The organism is Marinobacter sp. 1_MG-2023 (genome assembly GCF_030549045.1).
Classification (GTDB): Bacteria; Pseudomonadota; Gammaproteobacteria; order Pseudomonadales; family Oleiphilaceae; genus Marinobacter.
In genome coordinates this window covers 315,702-335,163 of the sequence record NZ_JAUOST010000001.1, presented here as the reverse complement: position 1 = coordinate 335,163, position 19,462 = coordinate 315,702, and the positions used below count along the sequence as shown (strand labels likewise).

Sequence of the window (19,462 nt, the reverse complement as noted above, 5' to 3'; positions counted from 1 at the left end):
GCAATCCGACGCTGAGATATGCCCTTCTGCGCCTGCAGATAACTGTCGGACAATGGCACGGTAGCAAGGTTCCTGTTCCGGGTGCATGGAAAACTGTGGATAGCGCAACGGGGCACGAATACACAAATGACAGCGGCCTAGTTTACACGTGCCCCTGAGGCTTGTTAACGAAAACGGGGCCCGATACACGAAACTCCGCTGCAAAACCGTTTTACCCTCTTTATACTCCATCCCGAGGAGCCTCTGGAATAAACTCCAATTATGGACAACGCCAAGGCTCATTCATGTTTTCCTCAATGTACTCATGACCTCAGGATGATCGCCCTAGCTATGGATAACCGCCTGCAAATGCTGACCAGCTGGGTCAGACAGTTTCCCGGCTTTGAGGACACCGACGTTTTGCCCGTTTCCGGCGACGCCAGTTTCCGGCGCTACTTCCGGATTTTCAAAACAGGCGCCGATGATGGCAACACTTCTTTCATCGCTATGGACTCACCTCCGGAGCAAGAGGACTGCGCGCCTTTTATCAGCATAGGCCGCCATTGGCACCAGGCTGGCATTGCCGTCCCGCAGATTTTCGAAGCAGATCCTGCACGGGGCCTGCTGTTACTGGAAGATTTCGGCGACCAGCTGATGTTGGGACAGCTCAACCCGGACACTGCCAACGCGCTTTACCAGAGTGCACTGGAAGAACTCGTGCTTATCCAGCAGTTGCCGGCACCGCCTGACTATTCTTTGCCAGCCTATGACACGGCTTTGCTGAACCGTGAAATGGCACTATTCAGGGACTGGCTGCTGGAAGGCTATCTGGAACTGAAACTCGATAACATCGAGAAGTCCATGCTTGATACCACCTTCGCGCTCCTCCGGGAGAGCGCGCTGGCTCAGCCCAAAGTAACCGTGCATCGGGATTACCATTCCCGAAACCTGCTGGTGCGGCAAAAAAGCTCTCGCCCTGGCGTTATCGATTTTCAGGATGCGGTAACAGGCCCTGTTACCTACGATGCAGTTTCATTGCTTAAGGATTGTTATATTCAATGGCCAGAAGATAGGATTAGCGCGTGGCTGGAAACCTTCCGCGTACAAGCTCTGGCAGCAGGGTTGCACCATGCCGACAGCGACACTTTCCGCCAGTGGTTTGAACTCATGGGCATGCAACGTCACCTGAAAGCCGCAGGTATTTTTGCCAGGCTTGCCATGCGCGATGGCAAATCGGGCTACCTTGCGGACATTCCCCGTACAGTGGGTTACCTGCTTACTGCCAGCAAAAGGCTGCCAGCCTTGATGCATTTCCATGACTGGCTCAAAGCCTTGGCTGTGCCGCGAATTGAAGCGTTGATAGGCCCAATTCCGAATCAGGAGCATCTGGCACAGTGAAGGCGATGATTCTTGCCGCAGGTAAAGGGGAGCGTATGCGGCCACTGACCCTGACAACCCCCAAGCCCTTGTTGAGTGCTGGCGGTAAACCACTTATTGAACACCACCTGGAGCACCTCCACCGCGCCGACTTCCAGGATGTTGTCATCAACCATGCGTGGCTTGGGGAGCAGATCGAGTTCACACTGGGCAACGGCGAGCGATTCGGGCTATCACTGCACTACTCACGTGAAGGTGAGCCACTGGAGACAGCGGGCGGCATTGTCCGGGCACTGCCCCTGCTCACCGCCAGTGGCGACGAGTGGTTTATGGTTATAAACGGCGACATCTGGTCCGATTTCGATCTCACCCGTCTTCAGTCAATCCCAGCTGCAGACTTGTCTGCCATCGATGCGGTTCTGGTGCTGGCAGATAACCCCCCGCACCATCGCCATGGCGACTTTTGCCTTAACGACAACGGCATGCTTTCTGAGGAGTGCGCCGGAAAGGACGGTGAAAGCCTAACCTTTACCGGCATCAGCCTTCTGCACCGCAGGCTGTTTGACGGGCTGACTGACCAGGCCGGCAAGCTCGGGCCCGTGCTGCGCAGAGCCATGGGTAAAGGCAGGGTAGCAGGACTGCATCACCCGGGTGTCTGGATTGACGTGGGAACCCCGGAACGCTTACGGGCGTTAGACCAGTACCTGGCGACTCGGGAGTCCTAGAATAATGGCGACTCGTTCTGCACAACCAGCTCTGCCGCCACGAATGGAAGCTGCATTTTCAGGCCTTCTGCATAAACTCGCTGCTTCCAGGCATCAGGCACATAAACTGATCGGCGAAACCAGCCTGCCACGCTGGTGTCGTCGACCGCTGTTTTTCTTTCTTGGTTACATCGCCAAGGCAGATGGGCGGGTTTCGGAGCAGGACATCCGCTTTGCAGAAAACCTCATGGCGGCGCTGAGGCTCTCAAAACGGCAAAGACGAAAAGCCATCCACAGTTTCCAGGAAGGCAAAGCATCCGAAACACTGCCGCCATTCAGCGGACTCACATTAAGACTAAGCCACCGCATCTGGCCTGCTCCGGCCCTGAAAATGGCCATCTGCCTCTGCCACGCGGCGCAGCTCAAGGGCCGCCCCCTCAAACCCCGACGCTATCGCTGTGAAGACACCATCGACCAGATCGGCATGCCGGTCTCCATCAGCGAAGACATCTTTGACAGCTACGCCACCCAGGCGTGGGGCGACCTCAGTGAGGCAGTGTCAAAGCCGGTAACTCTCGAGCAGGCATGCGCTCTGCTGGGCGTGACAAGGCGGGATCCAGTCGCAACAATCAAGCGCGCCTACCGCAAAAAGGTTTCCGAGTGCCACCCCGACAAGCTGGCGCAGCAGGAGCTCACCCCAGCCGAACGCGCTCTGGCAAAGGACCGTCTTCTGCGTTACCAGCAAGCCTGGGAACTTATCCGGCGACATCACTAGCCGTTATTGTCGCGAGTCCGCTTTGAGCCAGGCAGATATCCTGCCAGCAAGAGCCTTTCCGTTTCGCGGCAGAAAAGAAGCCCTCGACCCCACAGACTGGAGACTGAAGCTCTCCACCCCTGCTCGCGCCAGATCAGCTTTGCGCTGCTCGCCTTCATCGCTTGAGGAGAGCTCCAGAATGCGCGGCAAAGAAGCTGTCGCCAGCGTTTCAGCCAACTGACTGCCATCGCGAGGATAAAACTTCGGGCCGACCCAGATCAGAGCTGAAGGGGGCTCCTGATCCACCGCAAAAGACACAGCATGATTGCTACCCCGACCTATCCCGATCACAGCCATGAGCTCATATTCACGCTTTCTGAGCTCCGCAGCTCCGGCCACAAGCTCTTGAATAATGCGCGCCCGGTAGTCGGCCTCCAATTCATCTACAGCTTCCGGCGCCAATACATCGATCGTAGTCGGACTTGAGGCACCCGGGTTCGGGTCTTCAGGTTCTGCCAAAGGCGCCAGGCGCTGACGTTCCAGGATGCGCTCCAGCACTCCCCGCGGTGGTCCCAGCCCCAGAGCAAGTACTGCAAACTTTCGGTGCGTCAGCTCACGGGCCAGAGCCCCCGTCAGACCCGACTCTGCGTTTTCGCCTTCATCGGCCAGAATAATCAGTGCCCCCCTTGCGGGGGTTTCCGTTTCTGGCCAGAAAAGCGCCAGTGTGCGGCCCCCGTCCTCGCGATCGAGCCAGAGTGCGGAATCCGGGAACCTCAGGCTCAACCCCCGCTCACCCGGCCCGGAGGAGACGATGCCACGCACTTCCCCGGATTCGGCCTGATCTGGCGCCTCGGGAGCCGCCGTTTCCTCTGCAAGGGCTGGCATTCCGCCACATATCAGAGTCAGGGCCAACAGGTAATTACTTAGGTTCTTGCAGCCACGACTTTGGGCTATTGTTCTCAATCGGCGCACAGTTCCTGCTCCTCTGGCTACGAAAAAGCACTCTCGAGCTGTTAGACTGTCACTATTATCAATGGCTGCCAATTGTTTGCGAGAACCGTGATGAATCCTTACCTGATTGCCCCATCTATTCTGTCTGCTGACTTTGCTCGCCTGGGCGAAGAAGTCGATAACGTTCTGGCCGCCGGTGCAGACGTGGTGCATTTTGACGTGATGGACAACCATTATGTCCCTAACCTGACCATCGGACCGATGGTGTGTGAAGCGCTGCGCAAGCATGGCGTTACCGCGCCCATAGACGTGCACCTGATGGTATCCCCGGTGGATGACCTGATTCGCATGTTCATTGACGCTGGTGCCAGCTACATCACCTTCCACCCTGAGGCCTCCCAGCACATCGACCGCTCCCTACAGCTGATTCGCGAGGGCGGCTGCAAGGCAGGCCTGGTGTTCAACCCGGCCACCCCCCTGCACCACATGGACCATGTAATGGACAAGCTCGACATGGTTCTGATGATGTCGGTTAACCCCGGTTTCGGCGGCCAGAAATTCATCCCCGGCACCCTCGATAAGTTAAGGGAAGCCCGCAGCCGCATCGACGCCAGCAACTACAACATCCGGCTGGAAATCGATGGGGGTGTAAAAACCGACAACATCCGTCAAATTGCCGAAGCCGGCGCGGACACCTTTGTTGCCGGTTCAGCCATTTTTAATACAAGCGATTACAAAGCCACCATTGAAGCCATGCGCCTGGAACTGGAACAGGCCCGCACCGCATTGGGCCACAAGGTTTCGGACCAGTGAGTCTGGCCGGCCTGTTCAACGATCGCTGGCCAGGGGTTGCCTTGTTTGACCTTGATGGCACCTTGGTGGACAGTGCCCCAGATCTTGCCGCTGCGGTTGATCGCACCCTTGAACAGTTGGGGCGCAAACCGGCCGGCATTGAACAGGTGCGCCAATGGGTTGGCCACGGCTCCCCGATTCTACTGCGGCGCGCACTCGCGGGCAGAGTCGACTGGGAGCCAGCGAATGCGGCAGACGACGCTCTATTTAATGATGCTCTGGAATTGTTTTTCAACAACTACCGTCAACTCAACGGCCAGCGTGCCGCGGTCTACCCAGGGGTTGAAACTTGCCTTGAGACACTCCGCGCGCGAGGCTGTCGAATGGCCGTTGTGACCAACAAGCCGGAACAGTTTGTTGGTCCCCTGCTGAAACAGCTGGGGTTGGAACACTATTTTCAGCTGGTGGTCGGGGGCGATACGCTGAGTACGAAAAAGCCGGATCCCGCACCACTGCTGCATGCCATGGAGGCGCTTCAGGGTAGCCGAGGCACTACTGTGATGATCGGTGACTCGGCAGCAGACGTCAGTGCTGCTCAGTCCGCAGGCATTCCCTGTGTAGCAGTGACTTATGGCTACAACTTTGGGCGCTCAGTGCAGACACTGGGTGCAGACGCTGTGGTTGATTCCCTGAGCGAGCTTTTGTAACCTCTCAGGCCTTGGACTTTCAATCTTTTAACTTCGGGAGATTCCTGCCGTGCAGGGACTGAATCTGACTAGAGCGCGAGGCATCCTCATAACCCGCGCAACGCGATGGTGGCGATGGCGTACCGGCTGAAAATACTCAGCCCGGTAGAAAGTGAGCGCTTGCCCGCTTGATGCCACCACCCGACAAAGCCCGCCAGCATTAACATGGGCCGGCCGTAACGCAGATCAGATTTCAGGAAACCCGACCATGACCTTCGAACAATTCCGCAAGCTGGCACAGGCTGGCTTCAACCGAATCCCCGTGTACCGTGAAGTTCTAGCGGACATGGACACCCCTTTGAGCACCTACCTCAAACTGGCCAGTGGACCATACTCGTATCTGTTTGAGTCGGTACAAGGCGGTGAAAAATGGGGCCGGTATTCCATTATTGGCCTGCCCAGTCAGGAAGTGCTGAAAGTCTACGACCATCGCGTAGAGATCCGCCAGCACGGAGAACTTGTGGAAACCGCGGAAGTGGACGACCCGCTGGCCTTTGTTGCAGGCTACCAGGAACGCTTTAACGCCCCAGACCTCGAGGAGCTCCCGCGCTTCAATGGCGGCCTGGTGGGTTATTTCGGCTACGACACAGTGCGCTACATCGAAAAACGCCTTGCAGCCACCTGCCCTCCTGATCGCATTGGCACGCCCGATATATTATTGATGGTATCCAATGAACTGGTTGTGTTCGACAACTTGCGCGGCAAACTGCACCTGATAGTACACGTCGACCCCACCGACGAGGGGGGTTACGAACAGGCCCAGCGAAGACTCGACGAGCTCGAACAACAACTGCACCGGCAAACCGCCAACGCTCCGCAAACCCCGGCGCACCTGCGCGGCAAAACGGTAGATGAAAGCGAATTTGTGTCGGGCTTCAGCCAGGAAAAATTCGAAGCTGCTGTCGATAAAATCAAAGACTACGTGTTGGACGGTGACGTGATGCAAACCGTCATCTCCCAGCGTATGTCGATCCCCTTCGAAGCCCCACCGCTGAACCTGTACCGCTCGCTCCGAGTACTCAACCCGTCTCCCTACATGTATTACCTGGACCTGGACGATTTCCACATCGTTGGCTCGTCGCCGGAAATTCTGGCGCGCATGGAAGACCGCGAAGTTACCGTCCGCCCTATCGCCGGAACCCGCAAGCGCGGCGCTACCGAGGCAGAAGACCGTGCACTGGAAGCCGAGCTGCTGGCCGATCCGAAAGAGATCGCCGAGCACCTTATGCTTATTGACCTGGGCCGCAACGACGCAGGCCGCGTATCCGAAACCGGCACCGTGCGGCTGACCGAAAAAATGGCCGTCGAGCGGTACTCCCACGTAATGCACATAGTGTCTAACGTAACCGGCCGGGTGAAAGACGGCACCAGCTGTCTCGACGTACTGAAAGCCACCCTGCCGGCCGGCACCCTGAGTGGCGCTCCGAAAACCCGGGCCATGGAAATCATTGACGAACTGGAACCGGTAAAACGTGGCGTTTATGGTGGTGCGGTTGGTTACCTCTCGTTCAATGGCAACATGGACACAGCTATCGCCATTCGGACCGCCGTTATCAAAGACAAAACGCTGCACATACAGGCTGGTGCGGGTATCGTCGCCGACTCGGTGCCTCGACTTGAGTGGAAGGAAACCATGAACAAGGGCCGCGCTATCTTCCGCGCAGTGGCCATGACCTATAACGATTTTGACCACTGAGGCGAGGGGAACATCATGCTATTAATGATCGACAACTACGATTCCTTCACCTACAACGTGGTGCAGTATCTCGCGGAACTGGGCGCCGACGTTCAGGTGCACCGCAACGACGAAATCACTGTGGAACAGATCGAAGCCCTGAACCCGGAGCGGCTCGTGATTTCACCCGGGCCCTGCACACCGAAGGAGGCCGGAGTTTCCACAGAAGTTATCCGGCACTTTGCAGGCAAGATCCCCATCCTGGGCATCTGCCTTGGCCACCAGGCCATTGGCCAGGTTTTCGGCGGTAATATCATACGTGCCGGGCGCGTCATGCATGGCAAAGTGTCTCCCGTTTTCCACAACGACACGGGGGTGTTCCGCGGCCTCAGCAATCCCTTGCAGGCCACCCGATACCATAGCCTGGTAATTGAACAAGCCAGCTTGCCCGAATGCCTGGAAATGACCGCCTGGACTCGCAACAGCGACGGCAGTGTGGAAGAAATCATGGGCGTGCGCCACAAGACCCTGGCCATCGAAGGGGTACAGTTCCACCCGGAATCGATCATGAGCGAACAGGGCCACGAACTGCTGCGCAACTTCCTGCGAACCCAATAAAAAGGCAAGACCAATGAACATGAAAGACGCACTTAACCGGGTGGCCGAAAACCTGGACATGTCCCGGGAAGAAATGAAAAGTGTGATGCGCATTGTCATGAACGGCGAGGCGACCGACGCTCAGATCGGTGCCCTGCTCATGGGCCTGCGCATCAAAAGCGAAACCGTTGACGAAATCACCGGTGCCGTGGAGGTCATGCGCGAACTGGTTTCCGGCGTAACCATTAAAGCCGAACCATTGGTCGATATCGTAGGCACTGGCGGCGATGGCTCCAACCTGTTCAACGTTTCTTCAGCCTCGGCTTTTGTGGTTGCAGCGGCTGGCGGCTTTGTGGCCAAGCATGGTAACCGTGCGGTTTCCTCCAAAAGCGGCAGCGCCGACCTGATTGAACAGGCCGGCATCAACCTCAACCTGACGCCGGAACAGGTCGCCCGCTGCGTAGAGCAGATTGGAGTCGGCTTCATGTTTGCCCCGGCCCATCACGGCGCCATGAAGCACGCCGTAGGCCCACGCAAGGAAATGGGTTGCCGTACCCTTTTCAACATTCTCGGCCCCATGACCAATCCTGCTGGCGTTAAACGCCAGCTCCTGGGTGTTTTCAGTAAAGCCCTCTGCCGCCCTATGGCAGAAGTGCTGCAAAAACTCGGCTCTGAACACATCATGGTAGTAGCATCCAACGATGGTCTCGACGAAATCAGCCTCGCCAGCGCCACTCATGTAGCTGAACTTAAAAATGGCGAGATCACCGAATATGACATCACCCCAGAAGACCTGGGTATTAAAAGCCAGAGCCTTGTAGGCTTGTCTGTAAACAATGCCGAAGACTCCCTGAATCTGATCAAAGCCGCCTTCGGCCGCGGCCACGATGACATGGCGGAAAAAGCCCGGGACCTGATCGCTCTCAACGCAGGCGCAGCTATTTACGTATCCGGCCTGGCGCCAACCGCTAAAGCAGGCGTGGAAATGGCCCTCGATGCCATGGGCTCTGGCCTTGCGGCTGGAAAACTCGCAGAACTAGCAGACTTTTCACACTGTTTTTGAGCTACGGAATTCTGCTTTACGCTGTAAGCAGGCTCCACCAAACTTTGAGAGCATGCCGTTGATCGCCTCTCAAAACTGTCTGCAGCCAAGGACGGCTGCAGCCAAGCCCTACATGGACGTATTCACGGGCGTGTTTTGAGAGGCGATCAACGGCGTGTTCAGGCACGGACTAAATCCCAAAATGGCTAAGCAAAACGATAAAACCCCCACCATCCTGCGTAAAATCGTAGAAAGAAAGTGGGAAGAAATAGACACTCGCAAACGCACAACAAGCCTGGACGATCTGAAAGCCAAATCCGGCGATCAGCCCGGCACCCGCGGCTTCACCAATGCTCTGCGCCAACGCATCGAAGCCGGCACGCCCGCTGTCATTGCCGAAATTAAAAAAGCCTCACCCAGTAAAGGCATACTCCGCGACCCCTTTGAGCCCGCCAAAATCGCTGAAAGCTACGAGGAGGGTGGCGCTGCTTGCTTGTCAGTGCTTACTGACCACGATTTCTTCCAGGGCCATGAGGACTACCTGATTGCTGCACGCAATGCCTGCAGCCTGCCGGTTATCCGCAAGGACTTTATGGTAGCGCCCTATCAGGTCTATGAAGCGCGCACTATCGGCGCCGACTGCATACTCCTGATTGCCGCCTGCCTTACCAAAGACCAGATGCAGGAACTGGAAGGCATAGCACACGAAACAGGTATGGACGTACTGGTAGAAGTGCACAATAGCGAAGAAATGGACGAAGCATTAACGCTGAGCACACCCTTGGTGGGCATCAATAACCGCGACCTGCACAGCTTCGACGTTTCTCTGGACACCACTTTTAACTTGCACCAACGCATAGGTCCAGAGCGCATGGCGATTACCGAAAGCGGCATCATGAGCCGTGCCGACGTGGAAGCCATGACAGGCCGGGGCATCTACGGTTTTCTAGTGGGCGAATCCTTTATGCGCGCAGCAAATCCCGGAGAGAAGTTGCAGGAACTCTTTTTCCCCAGCTAACTTAACCTTGGGCAAAATCAGACATAAAGCCAAGGCCTGCGCAGGTCAGGCGGGATCCGTCAGAGCCTCTTGCATCAACAGCTGCAAATGCTCTGGCAGCTTTGACGACAACGCCAGCGCCTGCTCATGGGCGCGGGGCGACATTTTACCCCAGGTGCGACGCACGATCCTCAGCCACTTCTCCCGCTCGTACTCCGCGTTATCGGCATAGAACTGTGCAAAGTATTTTTCCAGGAACACCATGCAGGCAACATCTTCGAGCAGCTGGGTGTCCGCGTCTTTGCGCAGCTCTCGCTTGGTCAGAATCACCTCTACCCGCTTGCATTCACTTTCTGGATATCCGCAGTCCGCCATAATTTCGGCCGCCCTGCGGCCATGCATTCGCCCACAGGCCTGACGCCATTCATAATAGGACTTCCTGCCTTCCGGGTAATCGCTGCGGGGCATTTTCCAGCGCTCGAGATGCTGTGCACGACAGGCGATCTGCATCCGCTCCGAAGGCGCAGGCTCCAGCTCATACAACCATCGTGTCATGTGCAGGCTATAAACGTACTCTCTGGGCAAGTGCTCATCGGCCATAATCGCCATATTGGGATCTGCGCGATTTGCACTGTCGATCGCATCCAGAGCACATTTCACAGATGCACACTTCATACTGTCTCCTTTTGCGACACAATTACCTTCAAGGGTTATTGTGTCTGGGGTCATATTGACTGATGATTATAACTACTGGCAGCCGGATTAAGAGCATGTTGAGATTTTCAGGCCTCAAACCGCCAAACAAAAAGGTACCACCCAAATGGCTGCCCGCCTATGAGGAATACATACGGACTGTAGAGGGGCAAGTCGCCGTTATTGCGGCCTGGGTACTTCTGGTCACCGTGATCTTCTATCAGTTCTCCCATGAACTGCGTCTTGCGCACCACCCGGACCTCTGGTTAACGGAGTTTTGTCTCCGGATACCAGTTCTGCTCGCCGCTTCATTAACTTTGCTCTCCCACTACGCCAGCAAACCCTTGTGCCAGAACCGCCACCTACTCAGAGGCATGGGGGTTTCAGTAATGGTCATGATACTTGGACTGTTTCTGATTCACTATAACGGACGAACAGCCGATACCTATCAGATAACCAACGGCATGGTTATAAGCTTTTTCGGGGTAGCCATTCTTTCGGTACGAGGCTCAAGAGAGTGGTGGCTAATGTTCGCACTGCCCTTGACAGTCTTTGCGCTGGTGGCCCGGACGCAGGGCCTGGTACTCTCAGAACTGCTGCCCTTCTTGTTTGACCCCCTGGTCATGATGATCATTGGCATGGTGACAAGCGAGGCATTGAGGCAACTTCGGGAGGGTGAGTTTCTGGCCCGCCAGCAGCTCCGGGAGCAGGCAACCACCGACCAACTGACCGGGCTTCTGAATCGCAGGGCCATGCATACCTTGCTGGAACAAGAGCATTCCCGTGCGCAACGCTACGGCACTACACACAGCCTGATTCTCGGGGATCTCGACCGATTCAAACGAGTGAATGATCGTTACGGGCACGATATTGGCGATGCCGTGCTGAAAGAAACTGCACGAAAGCTGAACAGTCACATGCGAGCTCAGGACGTTCTATGCCGATGGGGTGGCGAGGAAGTTCTGATTCTGTTGCCGGAAACCGACTTGGAAGGCGCCATACATCTGGCTGAAAAACTCCGCGTCGCAATCGCCGAACAGCCCATGCATGCCGGCGAACACCTGATACCCCAGACCATCAGCCTTGGAGTCACCAGTTGCCGGGGGCGAAACGACATTGAAAACGCCATCAAACGGGCTGACGAGGCTCTCTATAAGGCAAAAGACGGTGGCCGTAACCGAACAGAGGCTATCGCGCCACCACTCTCCGAGCATGCTTTACCAGCTCACCAGGGCATATAGCGCATCAATCCAGTGACCGGGATACCAATCCATCTTTATGATCAGACCTGCGCCGATGGCCGCGCCTTGATGCGGTCATACCATGCCTGAAGGTTCGTATGTTCAGGGTGGATGCGAATACTTACTACCCGTGCGAACGCAACCGTTGTAAATGCATTGATGTCAGCAGCAGTAAAGCGATCGCAACAAATGTAGTCCCGATCGGCAAGGTGATTATCGAGAAACGCCATGAATTTGGTGACGCTCTTTCCGCAATCCTCGCCCCACTCTTTGATGGGATTCATCCGATCTTTGAAATAACCGCTGGTATGCTGAAAGCACATGCCTGTCGGCATAAAGAAGTAGAACTCGACCCACCTGACCCATTGCTCGATCAAAGCTTTCTCTACCGGAGTATCTCCCAGAAGTGTGGGGGCTTCGGGGTAGTTTTCTTCGAAGTAGCGGCAGATGGCCATGGTCTCTGAGATACAGGTTCCGTCATCCAGCTCCATAACCGGTACTTTTTTCATCGGGTTACGTGCTTTGTACTCCGGCGTAAGGTTCTCACCTTTCTGCAGGTCAATTTCTATGAATTCGGCCTTCTCAAGCAAGCCTTTCTCTGCCATGAACATGCGTACGCGTCGAGGATTCGGTGCGGTTTTTGTTTCGAAAATCTTCATTTTTATCAGCTCCGTTCCAGATAATTCAGGATGGCTCAAGGTAACAACCCAAAGAGACTGGCCCGAAAAAAGGGTTGCGTCAAGCAACTCGGCAGAAGCCCCAAAAGCTATCTCGATACGTCTGCAAAAACGGCCCATTTTCGTTAAAACCTTGTAACTCAGCTCAGGATCCTTATGCTAAAAGTTAAGCGTTAACCGAGATAAGCCGTTTTGCCCTATTTACAGTACTACCAGAACACTGCAAACCAGAGAGCCTTTTCCGGTTACCTCATATCAGTATTACAAAAACCAGCAAAACCACTGATACCAGAATTCACCAACCCTCGAACGGAGAAGTGACTATGCGAAAGCTTACGTCAGCCGCACTGCTATGTGCGCTATCAGTGCCCGCCATGGCACAGGCCAACACCTGTGGTGAAGTATCCATCACAGAAATGAACTGGGCCTCCAATACAGTGGTCACCAACGTAGCCAAATTTATTATGGAACAGGGTTATGGCTGCGATGTGTCGGTTATACCCTCAGACACAGTGCCTGCTGTAACGTCTGTTGCGGAAAACGGCGAGCCGGACATTGTCACCGAATTGTGGCTGAACTCAGCTGGCGAGGCCTACCTGCGCCTTGAAGAAGAAGGCAAGATTGAACGGCTAGCCAAAGTGCTGGATCCCGGCGGTGTTGAAGGCTGGTGGATTCCCACCTATCTGGCAGAAAAACACCCTGAACTAAAAACTATCGAAGGCGTGATGGCTAACCCCGAGTTGGTGGGCGCGCGTTTCAACAACTGCCCTGACGGATGGGGCTGCAGAGTTGTCAACGACAACCTGGTTCGCGCTCTGGACCTGGAAGAGTCCGGCATCAAGGTCTTTAACCATGGCTCTGGTGAGACTCTCGCTTCTTCAATGGCGTCCGCCGTCCAGGATGAAGAGCCCTGGTTTGGCTACTACTGGGGTCCGACCGTGCCTCTGGGCAAATACGATATGACACGAGTGGAGCTGGGCGAGTACAAGCAAGAGGTTCACCAGAAGAATCAGACTGCTAACGCGGACAACCCGGGTGTATCCGAATTCCCCGCAGCGACTGTTCTTACCTCTGTTACCACCGACTTCAAGGAGCGTGAACCGGAAGTCACCGAGATGCTCAGCAACATGACCTTCAAGACGGACACCATGAGCTCACTTCTGGCATGGATGGACTCCAACAATGCATCCGCCGAAGAAGCTGCCGTCTATTTCCTGAGCAATAACCGGGATGAATGGTCCGACTGGCTGAGCGAAGACGCCAGGAAGAAGCTCGCAGCTCTTCTTGAAAACTGATCGACCCTCCCTGGCCCGGGGCAGCATCAACAATGATCTGCCCCGGGCACGCCCGATAGTAATAGCAACTGATTTCGATGGCGCATGGCCACCCATGCGCACAAGAGGCTGAACACTAATGGCAACCTACGATTCCCTTTTTTCGGCACTGGGGTTAAAAGAATGGTGCGCGGAAGGTAAATCAGACGGCCCGATGTCGATGGCTGACCTGCTCGCCAAAACCAAGGGCAGCGATGCAGAGCCGGAATCTCTGTGGGACCTTCCTTTCCCGTCCATGGACACGCTCAATGAATCCTGCGCCGCCTTCCCGCAATCGCGGGAACTCACCAAAGGTCTGGAACAGGGTTTTCTTGCAATAAAAGACAATCTCAGCCTGGTGCTTGACCCACTGACCCAGCCGCTGAGCTGGTTTCTGGATAGCGCCCTCTACGGCATGCTGAACATGCCTTGGTGGATTGTCATCCCGCTCATGCTAGCGATTGTTTTTGTGGTCACCAAATCCTGGAAGCTGGTGCTGTTCGTGGGCGTCAGCATTGGTCTGTTGGCATTTATTGATTACTACGAATACGCCATGCAGACTCTCGCCATCATTTTTGTCTGCGCCTTTCTTTGTGTCCTGCTTGGAGTACCTATAGGTATCGCCATGGCCCGGAGTAACACCTTGCAACGGATAATGATTCCGGTGCTCGACATGCTGCAGACCTTACCGCCATTTGTGTACCTGATTCCGCTGATATTCCTGTTCAGCGTAACCGAGTCCAAGCTCTACGGCATCGCCATCATTCTCTATGCCATAGTACCCGTGGTGCGACTGACCAACCTTGGCATCCGGCTGGTCGATAAGGATGTCATTGAAGCGGCAGACGCCTTCGGCATGACGCCAAGGCAAAAACTGTTCAAGGTTCAGATCCCGCTTGCGCTGCCTAACATTATGGCCGGTGTAAACCAGACCATTATGATGAGCCTTGCCATGGTCGTAATCGCATCCCTGGTTTCGGCCCCCGGGCTGGGTGTTCTGGTACTTCGCGGGATCCGCAATCTGGAGCTTGGTGTCGGCCTGGTTTCCGGCCTCGGCATTGTGATTCTGGCCGTCATTCTTGACCGCGTAACCAAGGCTTCTCTGGCACGCATCAATGCCTCCCAAAAGCAGTGAGGACAGAACGTGGCGAACGATATTAAGATTTCGATCAAAAACCTTTACAAAATTTTCGGGCCAACGCCAGATGTGGCCCTCGAGTATGTAAAACGGGGCATGAACAAGGCTGATCTTCTGGACCAGCAAAACCATGTTCTGGGGCTGAGAGATATCAACGTGGATATCCTCGATGGCAAGATCACTGTCATCATGGGGCTTTCGGGCTCTGGAAAATCAACACTGATTCGGCATCTCAACCGCCTGATTGAGCCGACCGCTGGAGAAATCCGGCTCAATGGCAAAGATGTTCTGGAGCTGAATGAAGAGGAACTGCGCCAGCTGCGACGCGAACAAATGTCGATGGTGTTCCAGAAATTCGCGTTGCTGCCGCACAAAACCGTGCTCGAGAACGCCGGCATGGCTCTCAATATCCGCGGCTCCACCGTCGCGGACTTTGAGAAGGAAGCGGTAAAATGGCTTGCTCGGGTGGGGCTTGAGGGCAATGAAAACCAGTACCCGCATCAGTTATCCGGTGGCATGCAACAGAGGGTCGGTATCGCGCGTGCGCTGGTATCTAACTCCCCTATCATGCTGATGGATGAAGCCTTCTCTGCGCTGGACCCGCTGATCCGGTCCGACATGCAGGATTTGTTGCTGGAACTGCAGGATGAATTGCAAAAAACCATTGTGTTCATCACGCACGATCTGGACGAAGCACTGAAGCTGTCAGATCACTTGGTGATTCTCAAAGATGGCGAAGTGGTTCAGCAGGGGGACCCGCAGGACATTCTGCTCCATCCAAATGACCCCTATATCGTTGCATTCATAAACGATATAAATCGCGCACGAGTGCTTCGGGTTCGTTCTGTCATGAGCCGCAACATTGATGAGGATACCGACTACGCAGGGGACGTTTCCGAGAAAGACAATCTGGAAGCAGTGCTCTCCCGCTCAGGTGGCGATACGAACCTCACATTCAGGGTGGTTCGCAACGGCGAGGCTGTAGGCAGCCTCAGTATGAAAGAGCTGACTCGCGCGCTGGTTCCAACAAACGCTTCCACCGCGAGCAATGCCAGCAAGAATTAATGAGGCACAGCCAATACAAAGATCCGAGCGTGAGCTAATATCTCAGTGCACGCTCGCCTTTGTAGCACCCTGGCAAGACTAATACAGCTTCATTCATGCGGCTTCAACCATGCTCCGAACGATCCTGATTGCATTGTTCCTTGGCCTCGCCGGTTGCTCACCACCAACGGAGCAGCCTGCCGAGAATCCTGCACAAGTAACTGGTCTATCGGATAATGCCCAGGCCGCAAGTCGGGACAAGTTTACCATTGTTATTGCCGGTGACTCCTGGTGCCCCTATAACTGCCTTGCTGAATCTGCCCGCGAAGGCTATTCCATAGACGTGGCGAGGGAGGTCTTCGCTTTAGCCGGATACAAAATCAAATACCTCAATGTAAGCTGGGCCCGGGCCATTCAACTGGCCAGAGAAGGCCACATAGATGCAGTGGCCGTGGCGTTTACAGGAGATGCTCCTGACTTTGTTTTCCCCCAGGAGCCGATCGGCCTATCTCGAACACATTTTTATACCAATGCTGCGAGCCGGTGGGCGTACACGGGCATAGCCTCCCTGCAAGGCCAAACGCTGCTTGCGATTAATGGCTACTTCTACTCCCCGGAACTCGATGCTTACATCGCGCGTAACCTGAACGACCAGAATCGCGTCTGGATATTGTCCGGCCCAGCGCCGCTCAACCGCGCCATCAGCCTGCTTGATCAACACCGGGCAGATATTTATCTGGAGGATGAGCTTGTCATGAGCTGGGCATTACAAGCCCAAAGCGACCTGCCGCCGCCACGCGATGCTGGCGAGGTATACCAGGCTCCTGTCTTTATCGCGTTTTCCCCAGCCAACCCGGACGCTGCCGAGCTGGCCAGGGTGCTATCGGATGGCACCAGAGCAATGCGAAAATCAGGGCAGCTTGGTGACATTATGGCCAGCTACGGATTGCCCTTGTTTTCCGTTGACTGAAACGCCTTGATTTTTTCGCCACCGGACGTTGTCAGCACCAGTTCGCCATGCTGGCCGATTGATGCCTGTTTCACATCTGCCATCAGCTCCAGAAAACGCTGCTCCTGATTCATCAAAGCCGGCGCACAAGCCATTCTCGTTGAAAACAAAGAACTGAAGCTGACGCCCTCAGCGGTAAGCTTATATTGCCCCCCGTAGCGATTACAGGAAGCCCGGCCTGCGAGACGGTTCTCATCAAGGAATTCGACGGTCATACGGGAGCTGTCAATAATGCCAGCGCCTGCCAGATCTTCCACAATCCATTCCACGCCCCGAAACAGGCGTTGCGGATCGCCACCACAACCCTCGTAAACTTCGCCGTTCAACTCAAGGCGAACCTGTGCCGGAAACTGGGAGCCCGACATAGTATCTTCACATAACTGACGAGCCACTTTGAGCGTCAACTCCTGGCCATCCAGCTCACCACGGAATTCCCGGCCATGATGGTTAGCGGCAGTGGTTTCGACTGCAATCACCTCAGGCTCGGAAGTATCATCGAGACGGTTCAACACCAACTGCTGATGTGCTACACGCACATGCCAAAAGGGTTCATTACCGGTTGCCTCAAACGGCAGTTCCAAGGCTCCGGCCTGCAAACACTCAGGATAGCTCTGCCCTTTTACATTGAACAACGCCCGCTCGCCCTTGCTCCAGAAATAGGTCTCATCGTCATCCTGCGCCTGATAGCGCGCACCGGAGGCGCTCACAGTCTGATTCAGCAAGAGACGGTTGCCCAGGTAATCAACAGCAAGTTGGTCGCCCTCTCCCAGAGTAGTGGTAACGACATCCAGCTGACCACACTGGTAGCTTTCTGAAACCACCGGGGTATCTGGCCCGGTAGCGCAAGCAGAGAGAAATAGCCCGCCAGTGACGACAACAGACGTTATCAGGATCCGCTGAAAAGACATGGACTCACCCCAAGGTAATCACGTGAATGTATGTCGGAATCTTATAGACAAGCCTCAATTAAAACCAATGGTTGGTGCCGCACCGATATTAAAATTACGCAACTCATACGGCCATGCTGCTTTTTATCCACTTAGCTCAGGGTTATGCTGAAGGCTATCAATAAGGAGGCACAGCATGGCTCTCAGGCTTTACCAGTTCGCCATATCCCACTACTGCGAGAAAGTCCGCTGGGCGCTGGACTACAAGAACCTCAGCTACGAAACCACGAACCTGCTGCCGGGGCAGCACATAAAAACCATGCAAAAGCTCACCAAAGGCGGGGGCGCGTCTGTACCAGTGCTAGAGCATGATGGTGAGATTATTCAGGGGTCGTCCAACATTCTGGACTACCTTGACAGAACCTTTCCCGACAAGCCGCTCACTCCGATAGAGGAACCAGCAAGAGCCCAGGCACTGGCATGGGAAAAACGTATGGATGAAGAAGCCGGGCCCGCTGTCCGCTGTTATTCGTATCATCATTTCCTGCAACGCCCGAAAGTCGTAGTGCCCTTACTGGCTGCCGGCACGCCCTTTTACAATCGAATACTGCTCAGCCTCGCATTTAGCCGGGTAAACGAGGTTATGCGGAAGTGGATGAAGATCAACGAAAAAACCGCCGAAGAATCCAGAGAAGTGCTGGAAAGCCTGCTTACCGAGCTGGCCGAAGCCTACAGCCAGCAGCCCTTTCTGGCGGGTGACTCGTTCTCCCGCGCAGATCTGGCAGCCGCGGCGCTTTTTGCACCGCTGTTCCAACCAGAGGCTTACCCGGTACCCTGGCCCAAGCCAGCCCGAATACCCGGAGAAATTAAGGCCTGGCTCACCGATTGGCAGCCACAACTGCAGGTGCTTGGCAAGGTCTACCAAAATTACCGGTAGCCCCCAACACGCTGTTTTCGCCCTGGAACCCACGGTGCAGATTCGAGTGGATGGCAGGGCTGTGGCGTGACTTCACCCAGGACAGGCTAACGGGATACCATCCCCACCGCTATATACAACCGGATACAGGGAAGCCAATGCATGCCCGAGATCAAAAAGCACTATCGCCAGTTGGTCACGCTATTTCTGTCGCTTGCGCTCAGCAGTGTTGTTCACGCCGCCGATGTGCGTGTAGCGGTGGCCGCTAATTTTACCGATACGACTCGTGATCTCATTGCCGCATTTGGTGCAAGCACTGGGCTAGAAGCAGTTGCAAGCTATGGCTCCACTGGCAAACTCTATGCGCAAATCGAAAACGGTGCGCCCTTCGATGTATTTCTTGCCGCTGACAGTCGGCGCCCCGAACTTATCGAGGAGAGTGGCCAGGGCGTAGCGGGCACCCGGTTCACATACGCCCGAGGCAAACTTGCGCTTTGGAGCCCTGTGCCCGAAACCTTCGAAGACCCGAAAACCTGGCTAAAGTCCGGAGACTTTGCCCGACTGGCCATTGCAAACCCCAAAACTGCACCTTATGGCCTCGCCGCCCAGGAGGTGCTTACCGGGCTGAATCTCTGGGAAGACCTGCAAGATCGCCTGGTACGCGGCGACTCCATTGCTCAGACCTTCCAGTTTGTCGCAACCACCAACGCCCAGTCCGGGTTCGTGGCACTTTCGCAGGTGCGCGCCTGGGAAGAGAAAGGCGGCTCACTCTGGCTGATTCCGCAATCCTACTATTCCCCCATCAATCAACAGGCTATTCTGCTAACCCGCAGTGAAAATAACGGCGCGGCGCACAAGTGGCTCGAGTTCCTGCGTGGCGACACAGCCAGAGGCATTATTGAGAAATTTGGCTACGAAACCGAAAACTAG

Annotated in this window: 20 protein-coding genes; 16 read left to right on the top strand and 4 right to left on the bottom strand. The window is 55.3% G+C overall.

The genetic code is table 11. The features are described from left to right. Positions 1-330 precede the first annotated feature (330 nt). The 3 genes from Q4606_RS01565 to Q4606_RS01555 are packed head-to-tail and all read left to right on the top strand — an operon-like array spanning position 331 to position 2,835. On the top strand, positions 331-1,377 hold the full coding sequence (locus tag Q4606_RS01565; protein WP_303606460.1) for an aminoglycoside phosphotransferase family protein: 1,047 nt from the start codon (positions 331-333) through the stop codon (positions 1,375-1,377). After that, entirely contained in the window at positions 1,374-2,081 is a 708-nt protein-coding gene (murU, locus tag Q4606_RS01560; protein WP_303606459.1) for an N-acetylmuramate alpha-1-phosphate uridylyltransferase MurU, read from the top strand. The genes Q4606_RS01565 and murU overlap by 4 nt, the downstream gene beginning before the upstream one ends. 4 nt (positions 2,082-2,085) lie before the next feature. Next, positions 2,086-2,835, top strand: coding sequence for a molecular chaperone DjlA (locus Q4606_RS01555; protein ID WP_303606458.1), 750 nt, complete (start codon positions 2,086-2,088; stop codon positions 2,833-2,835). Positions 2,836-2,838: 3 nt separating this feature from the next. On the opposite strand, the gene Q4606_RS01550 is transcribed toward Q4606_RS01555, so the two are convergent. Beyond that, the gene (locus Q4606_RS01550) at positions 2,839-3,978 is read right to left on the bottom strand and encodes a DUF3530 family protein (protein WP_303606457.1); all 1,140 of its coding nucleotides are present in this window, start codon (positions 3,976-3,978) and stop codon (positions 2,839-2,841) included. Between Q4606_RS01550 and rpe the strand changes: the two genes are divergently transcribed. The 6 genes from rpe to trpC all read left to right on the top strand — a co-directional run bounded on the left by rpe (position 3,877) and on the right by trpC (position 9,635). Further along, on the top strand, positions 3,877-4,578 hold the full coding sequence (gene rpe, locus Q4606_RS01545; RefSeq protein WP_303594576.1) for a ribulose-phosphate 3-epimerase: 702 nt from the start codon (positions 3,877-3,879) through the stop codon (positions 4,576-4,578). The two genes, Q4606_RS01550 and rpe, sit on opposite strands and share 102 nt — an antisense overlap. Then, positions 4,575-5,264 carry a phosphoglycolate phosphatase gene (locus tag Q4606_RS01540; RefSeq protein WP_303594578.1) on the top strand — a complete coding sequence of 230 codons (690 nt, stop codon included), beginning with the start codon at positions 4,575-4,577 and terminating at the stop codon, positions 5,262-5,264. The genes rpe and Q4606_RS01540 overlap by 4 nt, the downstream gene beginning before the upstream one ends. Before the next feature lie 247 nt (positions 5,265-5,511). Continuing rightward, complete coding sequence (gene trpE, locus Q4606_RS01535) at positions 5,512-6,999, top strand: anthranilate synthase component I (protein WP_303594579.1); 1,488 nt, start codon at positions 5,512-5,514, stop codon at positions 6,997-6,999. 15 nt (positions 7,000-7,014) lie between these two features. Then, positions 7,015-7,596, top strand: a complete 582-nt coding sequence (locus Q4606_RS01530; RefSeq protein WP_303594581.1) for an aminodeoxychorismate/anthranilate synthase component II — start codon at positions 7,015-7,017, stop codon at positions 7,594-7,596. A gap of 13 nt (positions 7,597-7,609) precedes the next feature. Beyond that, the gene (gene trpD / locus Q4606_RS01525; protein ID WP_303594582.1) at positions 7,610-8,638 is read left to right on the top strand and encodes an anthranilate phosphoribosyltransferase; all 1,029 of its coding nucleotides are present in this window, start codon (positions 7,610-7,612) and stop codon (positions 8,636-8,638) included. A 181-nt stretch (positions 8,639-8,819) separates the two neighbouring features. Further along, the gene (gene trpC, locus Q4606_RS01520; RefSeq protein WP_303606456.1) at positions 8,820-9,635 is read left to right on the top strand and encodes an indole-3-glycerol phosphate synthase TrpC; all 816 of its coding nucleotides are present in this window, start codon (positions 8,820-8,822) and stop codon (positions 9,633-9,635) included. Between the two features lie 45 nt (positions 9,636-9,680). On the opposite strand, the gene Q4606_RS01515 is transcribed toward trpC, so the two are convergent. After that, a complete protein-coding gene (locus Q4606_RS01515) occupies positions 9,681-10,289 on the bottom strand; it encodes a DUF4202 domain-containing protein (protein ID WP_303594584.1) in 609 nt (202 codons plus the stop codon). Between the two features lie 95 nt (positions 10,290-10,384). Between Q4606_RS01515 and Q4606_RS01510 the strand changes: the two genes are divergently transcribed. Further along, entirely contained in the window at positions 10,385-11,548 is a 1,164-nt protein-coding gene (locus tag Q4606_RS01510) for a GGDEF domain-containing protein (protein WP_303606455.1), read from the top strand. A 41-nt stretch (positions 11,549-11,589) separates the two neighbouring features. Here Q4606_RS01510 and Q4606_RS01505 read toward each other — a convergent pair whose 3' ends face one another. Then, the gene (locus Q4606_RS01505) at positions 11,590-12,207 is read right to left on the bottom strand and encodes a glutathione S-transferase family protein (RefSeq protein WP_303594586.1); all 618 of its coding nucleotides are present in this window, start codon (positions 12,205-12,207) and stop codon (positions 11,590-11,592) included. 341 nt (positions 12,208-12,548) lie between these two features. Between Q4606_RS01505 and Q4606_RS01500 the strand changes: the two genes are divergently transcribed. From Q4606_RS01500 to Q4606_RS01485, 4 genes are all read left to right on the top strand, one after another. Beyond that, positions 12,549-13,520, top strand: a complete 972-nt coding sequence (locus Q4606_RS01500; RefSeq protein WP_303606454.1) for an ABC transporter substrate-binding protein — start codon at positions 12,549-12,551, stop codon at positions 13,518-13,520. A 118-nt stretch (positions 13,521-13,638) separates the two neighbouring features. Next, positions 13,639-14,673, top strand: a complete 1,035-nt coding sequence (locus tag Q4606_RS01495) for a proline/glycine betaine ABC transporter permease (protein WP_303606453.1) — start codon at positions 13,639-13,641, stop codon at positions 14,671-14,673. A gap of 9 nt (positions 14,674-14,682) precedes the next feature. Beyond that, on the top strand, positions 14,683-15,741 hold the full coding sequence (locus Q4606_RS01490; RefSeq protein ID WP_303606452.1) for an ATP-binding cassette domain-containing protein: 1,059 nt from the start codon (positions 14,683-14,685) through the stop codon (positions 15,739-15,741). Positions 15,742-15,850: 109 nt separating this feature from the next. Next, positions 15,851-16,690, top strand: coding sequence for an ABC transporter substrate-binding protein (locus Q4606_RS01485; protein WP_303606451.1), 840 nt, complete (start codon positions 15,851-15,853; stop codon positions 16,688-16,690). On the opposite strand, the gene Q4606_RS01480 is transcribed toward Q4606_RS01485, so the two are convergent. Further along, positions 16,660-17,637 carry an META domain-containing protein gene (locus Q4606_RS01480; RefSeq protein WP_303594595.1) on the bottom strand — a complete coding sequence of 326 codons (978 nt, stop codon included), beginning with the start codon at positions 17,635-17,637 and terminating at the stop codon, positions 16,660-16,662. The genes Q4606_RS01485 and Q4606_RS01480 overlap by 31 nt on opposite strands. A 175-nt stretch (positions 17,638-17,812) precedes the next feature. Between Q4606_RS01480 and Q4606_RS01475 the strand changes: the two genes are divergently transcribed. Together Q4606_RS01475 and modA are read left to right on the top strand one after the other, a co-directional pair. Continuing rightward, entirely contained in the window at positions 17,813-18,553 is a 741-nt protein-coding gene (locus Q4606_RS01475; protein ID WP_303606450.1) for a glutathione S-transferase family protein, read from the top strand. A gap of 141 nt (positions 18,554-18,694) precedes the next feature. Then, positions 18,695-19,462 (top strand): molybdate ABC transporter substrate-binding protein, encoded by a 768-nt coding sequence (gene modA / locus Q4606_RS01470; protein WP_303606449.1) that lies wholly within the window; start codon positions 18,695-18,697, stop codon positions 19,460-19,462.

What these genes read in the sequence shown, in the direction of transcription:
- Q4606_RS01550 (WP_303606457.1), bottom strand. Translation starts at nt 3,978, where the DNA reads ATGCACCACGTCTGCACCGGCGGCCAGAACGTTATCGACTTCTTCGCC.
- Q4606_RS01480 (WP_303594595.1), bottom strand. Translation starts at nt 17,637, where the DNA reads ATGTCTTTTCAGCGGATCCTGATAACGTCTGTTGTCGTCACTGGCGGG.
- modA (WP_303606449.1), top strand. Translation starts at nt 18,695, where the DNA reads ATGCCCGAGATCAAAAAGCACTATCGCCAGTTGGTCACGCTATTTCTG.
- rpe (WP_303594576.1), top strand. Translation starts at nt 3,877, where the DNA reads ATGAATCCTTACCTGATTGCCCCATCTATTCTGTCTGCTGACTTTGCT.
- Q4606_RS01565 (WP_303606460.1), top strand. Translation starts at nt 331, where the DNA reads ATGGATAACCGCCTGCAAATGCTGACCAGCTGGGTCAGACAGTTTCCC.
- Q4606_RS01510 (WP_303606455.1), top strand. Translation starts at nt 10,385, where the DNA reads ATGTTGAGATTTTCAGGCCTCAAACCGCCAAACAAAAAGGTACCACCC.
- Q4606_RS01500 (WP_303606454.1), top strand. Translation starts at nt 12,549, where the DNA reads ATGCGAAAGCTTACGTCAGCCGCACTGCTATGTGCGCTATCAGTGCCC.
- Q4606_RS01555 (WP_303606458.1), top strand. Translation starts at nt 2,086, where the DNA reads ATGGCGACTCGTTCTGCACAACCAGCTCTGCCGCCACGAATGGAAGCT.
- trpC (WP_303606456.1), top strand. Translation starts at nt 8,820, where the DNA reads ATGGCTAAGCAAAACGATAAAACCCCCACCATCCTGCGTAAAATCGTA.
- trpE (WP_303594579.1), top strand. Translation starts at nt 5,512, where the DNA reads ATGACCTTCGAACAATTCCGCAAGCTGGCACAGGCTGGCTTCAACCGA.
- Q4606_RS01475 (WP_303606450.1), top strand. Translation starts at nt 17,813, where the DNA reads ATGGCTCTCAGGCTTTACCAGTTCGCCATATCCCACTACTGCGAGAAA.
- Q4606_RS01495 (WP_303606453.1), top strand. Translation starts at nt 13,639, where the DNA reads ATGGCAACCTACGATTCCCTTTTTTCGGCACTGGGGTTAAAAGAATGG.
- trpD (WP_303594582.1), top strand. Translation starts at nt 7,610, where the DNA reads ATGAACATGAAAGACGCACTTAACCGGGTGGCCGAAAACCTGGACATG.
- Q4606_RS01505 (WP_303594586.1), bottom strand. Translation starts at nt 12,207, where the DNA reads ATGAAGATTTTCGAAACAAAAACCGCACCGAATCCTCGACGCGTACGC.
- Q4606_RS01485 (WP_303606451.1), top strand. Translation starts at nt 15,851, where the DNA reads ATGCTCCGAACGATCCTGATTGCATTGTTCCTTGGCCTCGCCGGTTGC.
- Q4606_RS01530 (WP_303594581.1), top strand. Translation starts at nt 7,015, where the DNA reads ATGCTATTAATGATCGACAACTACGATTCCTTCACCTACAACGTGGTG.
- Q4606_RS01515 (WP_303594584.1), bottom strand. Translation starts at nt 10,289, where the DNA reads ATGAAGTGTGCATCTGTGAAATGTGCTCTGGATGCGATCGACAGTGCA.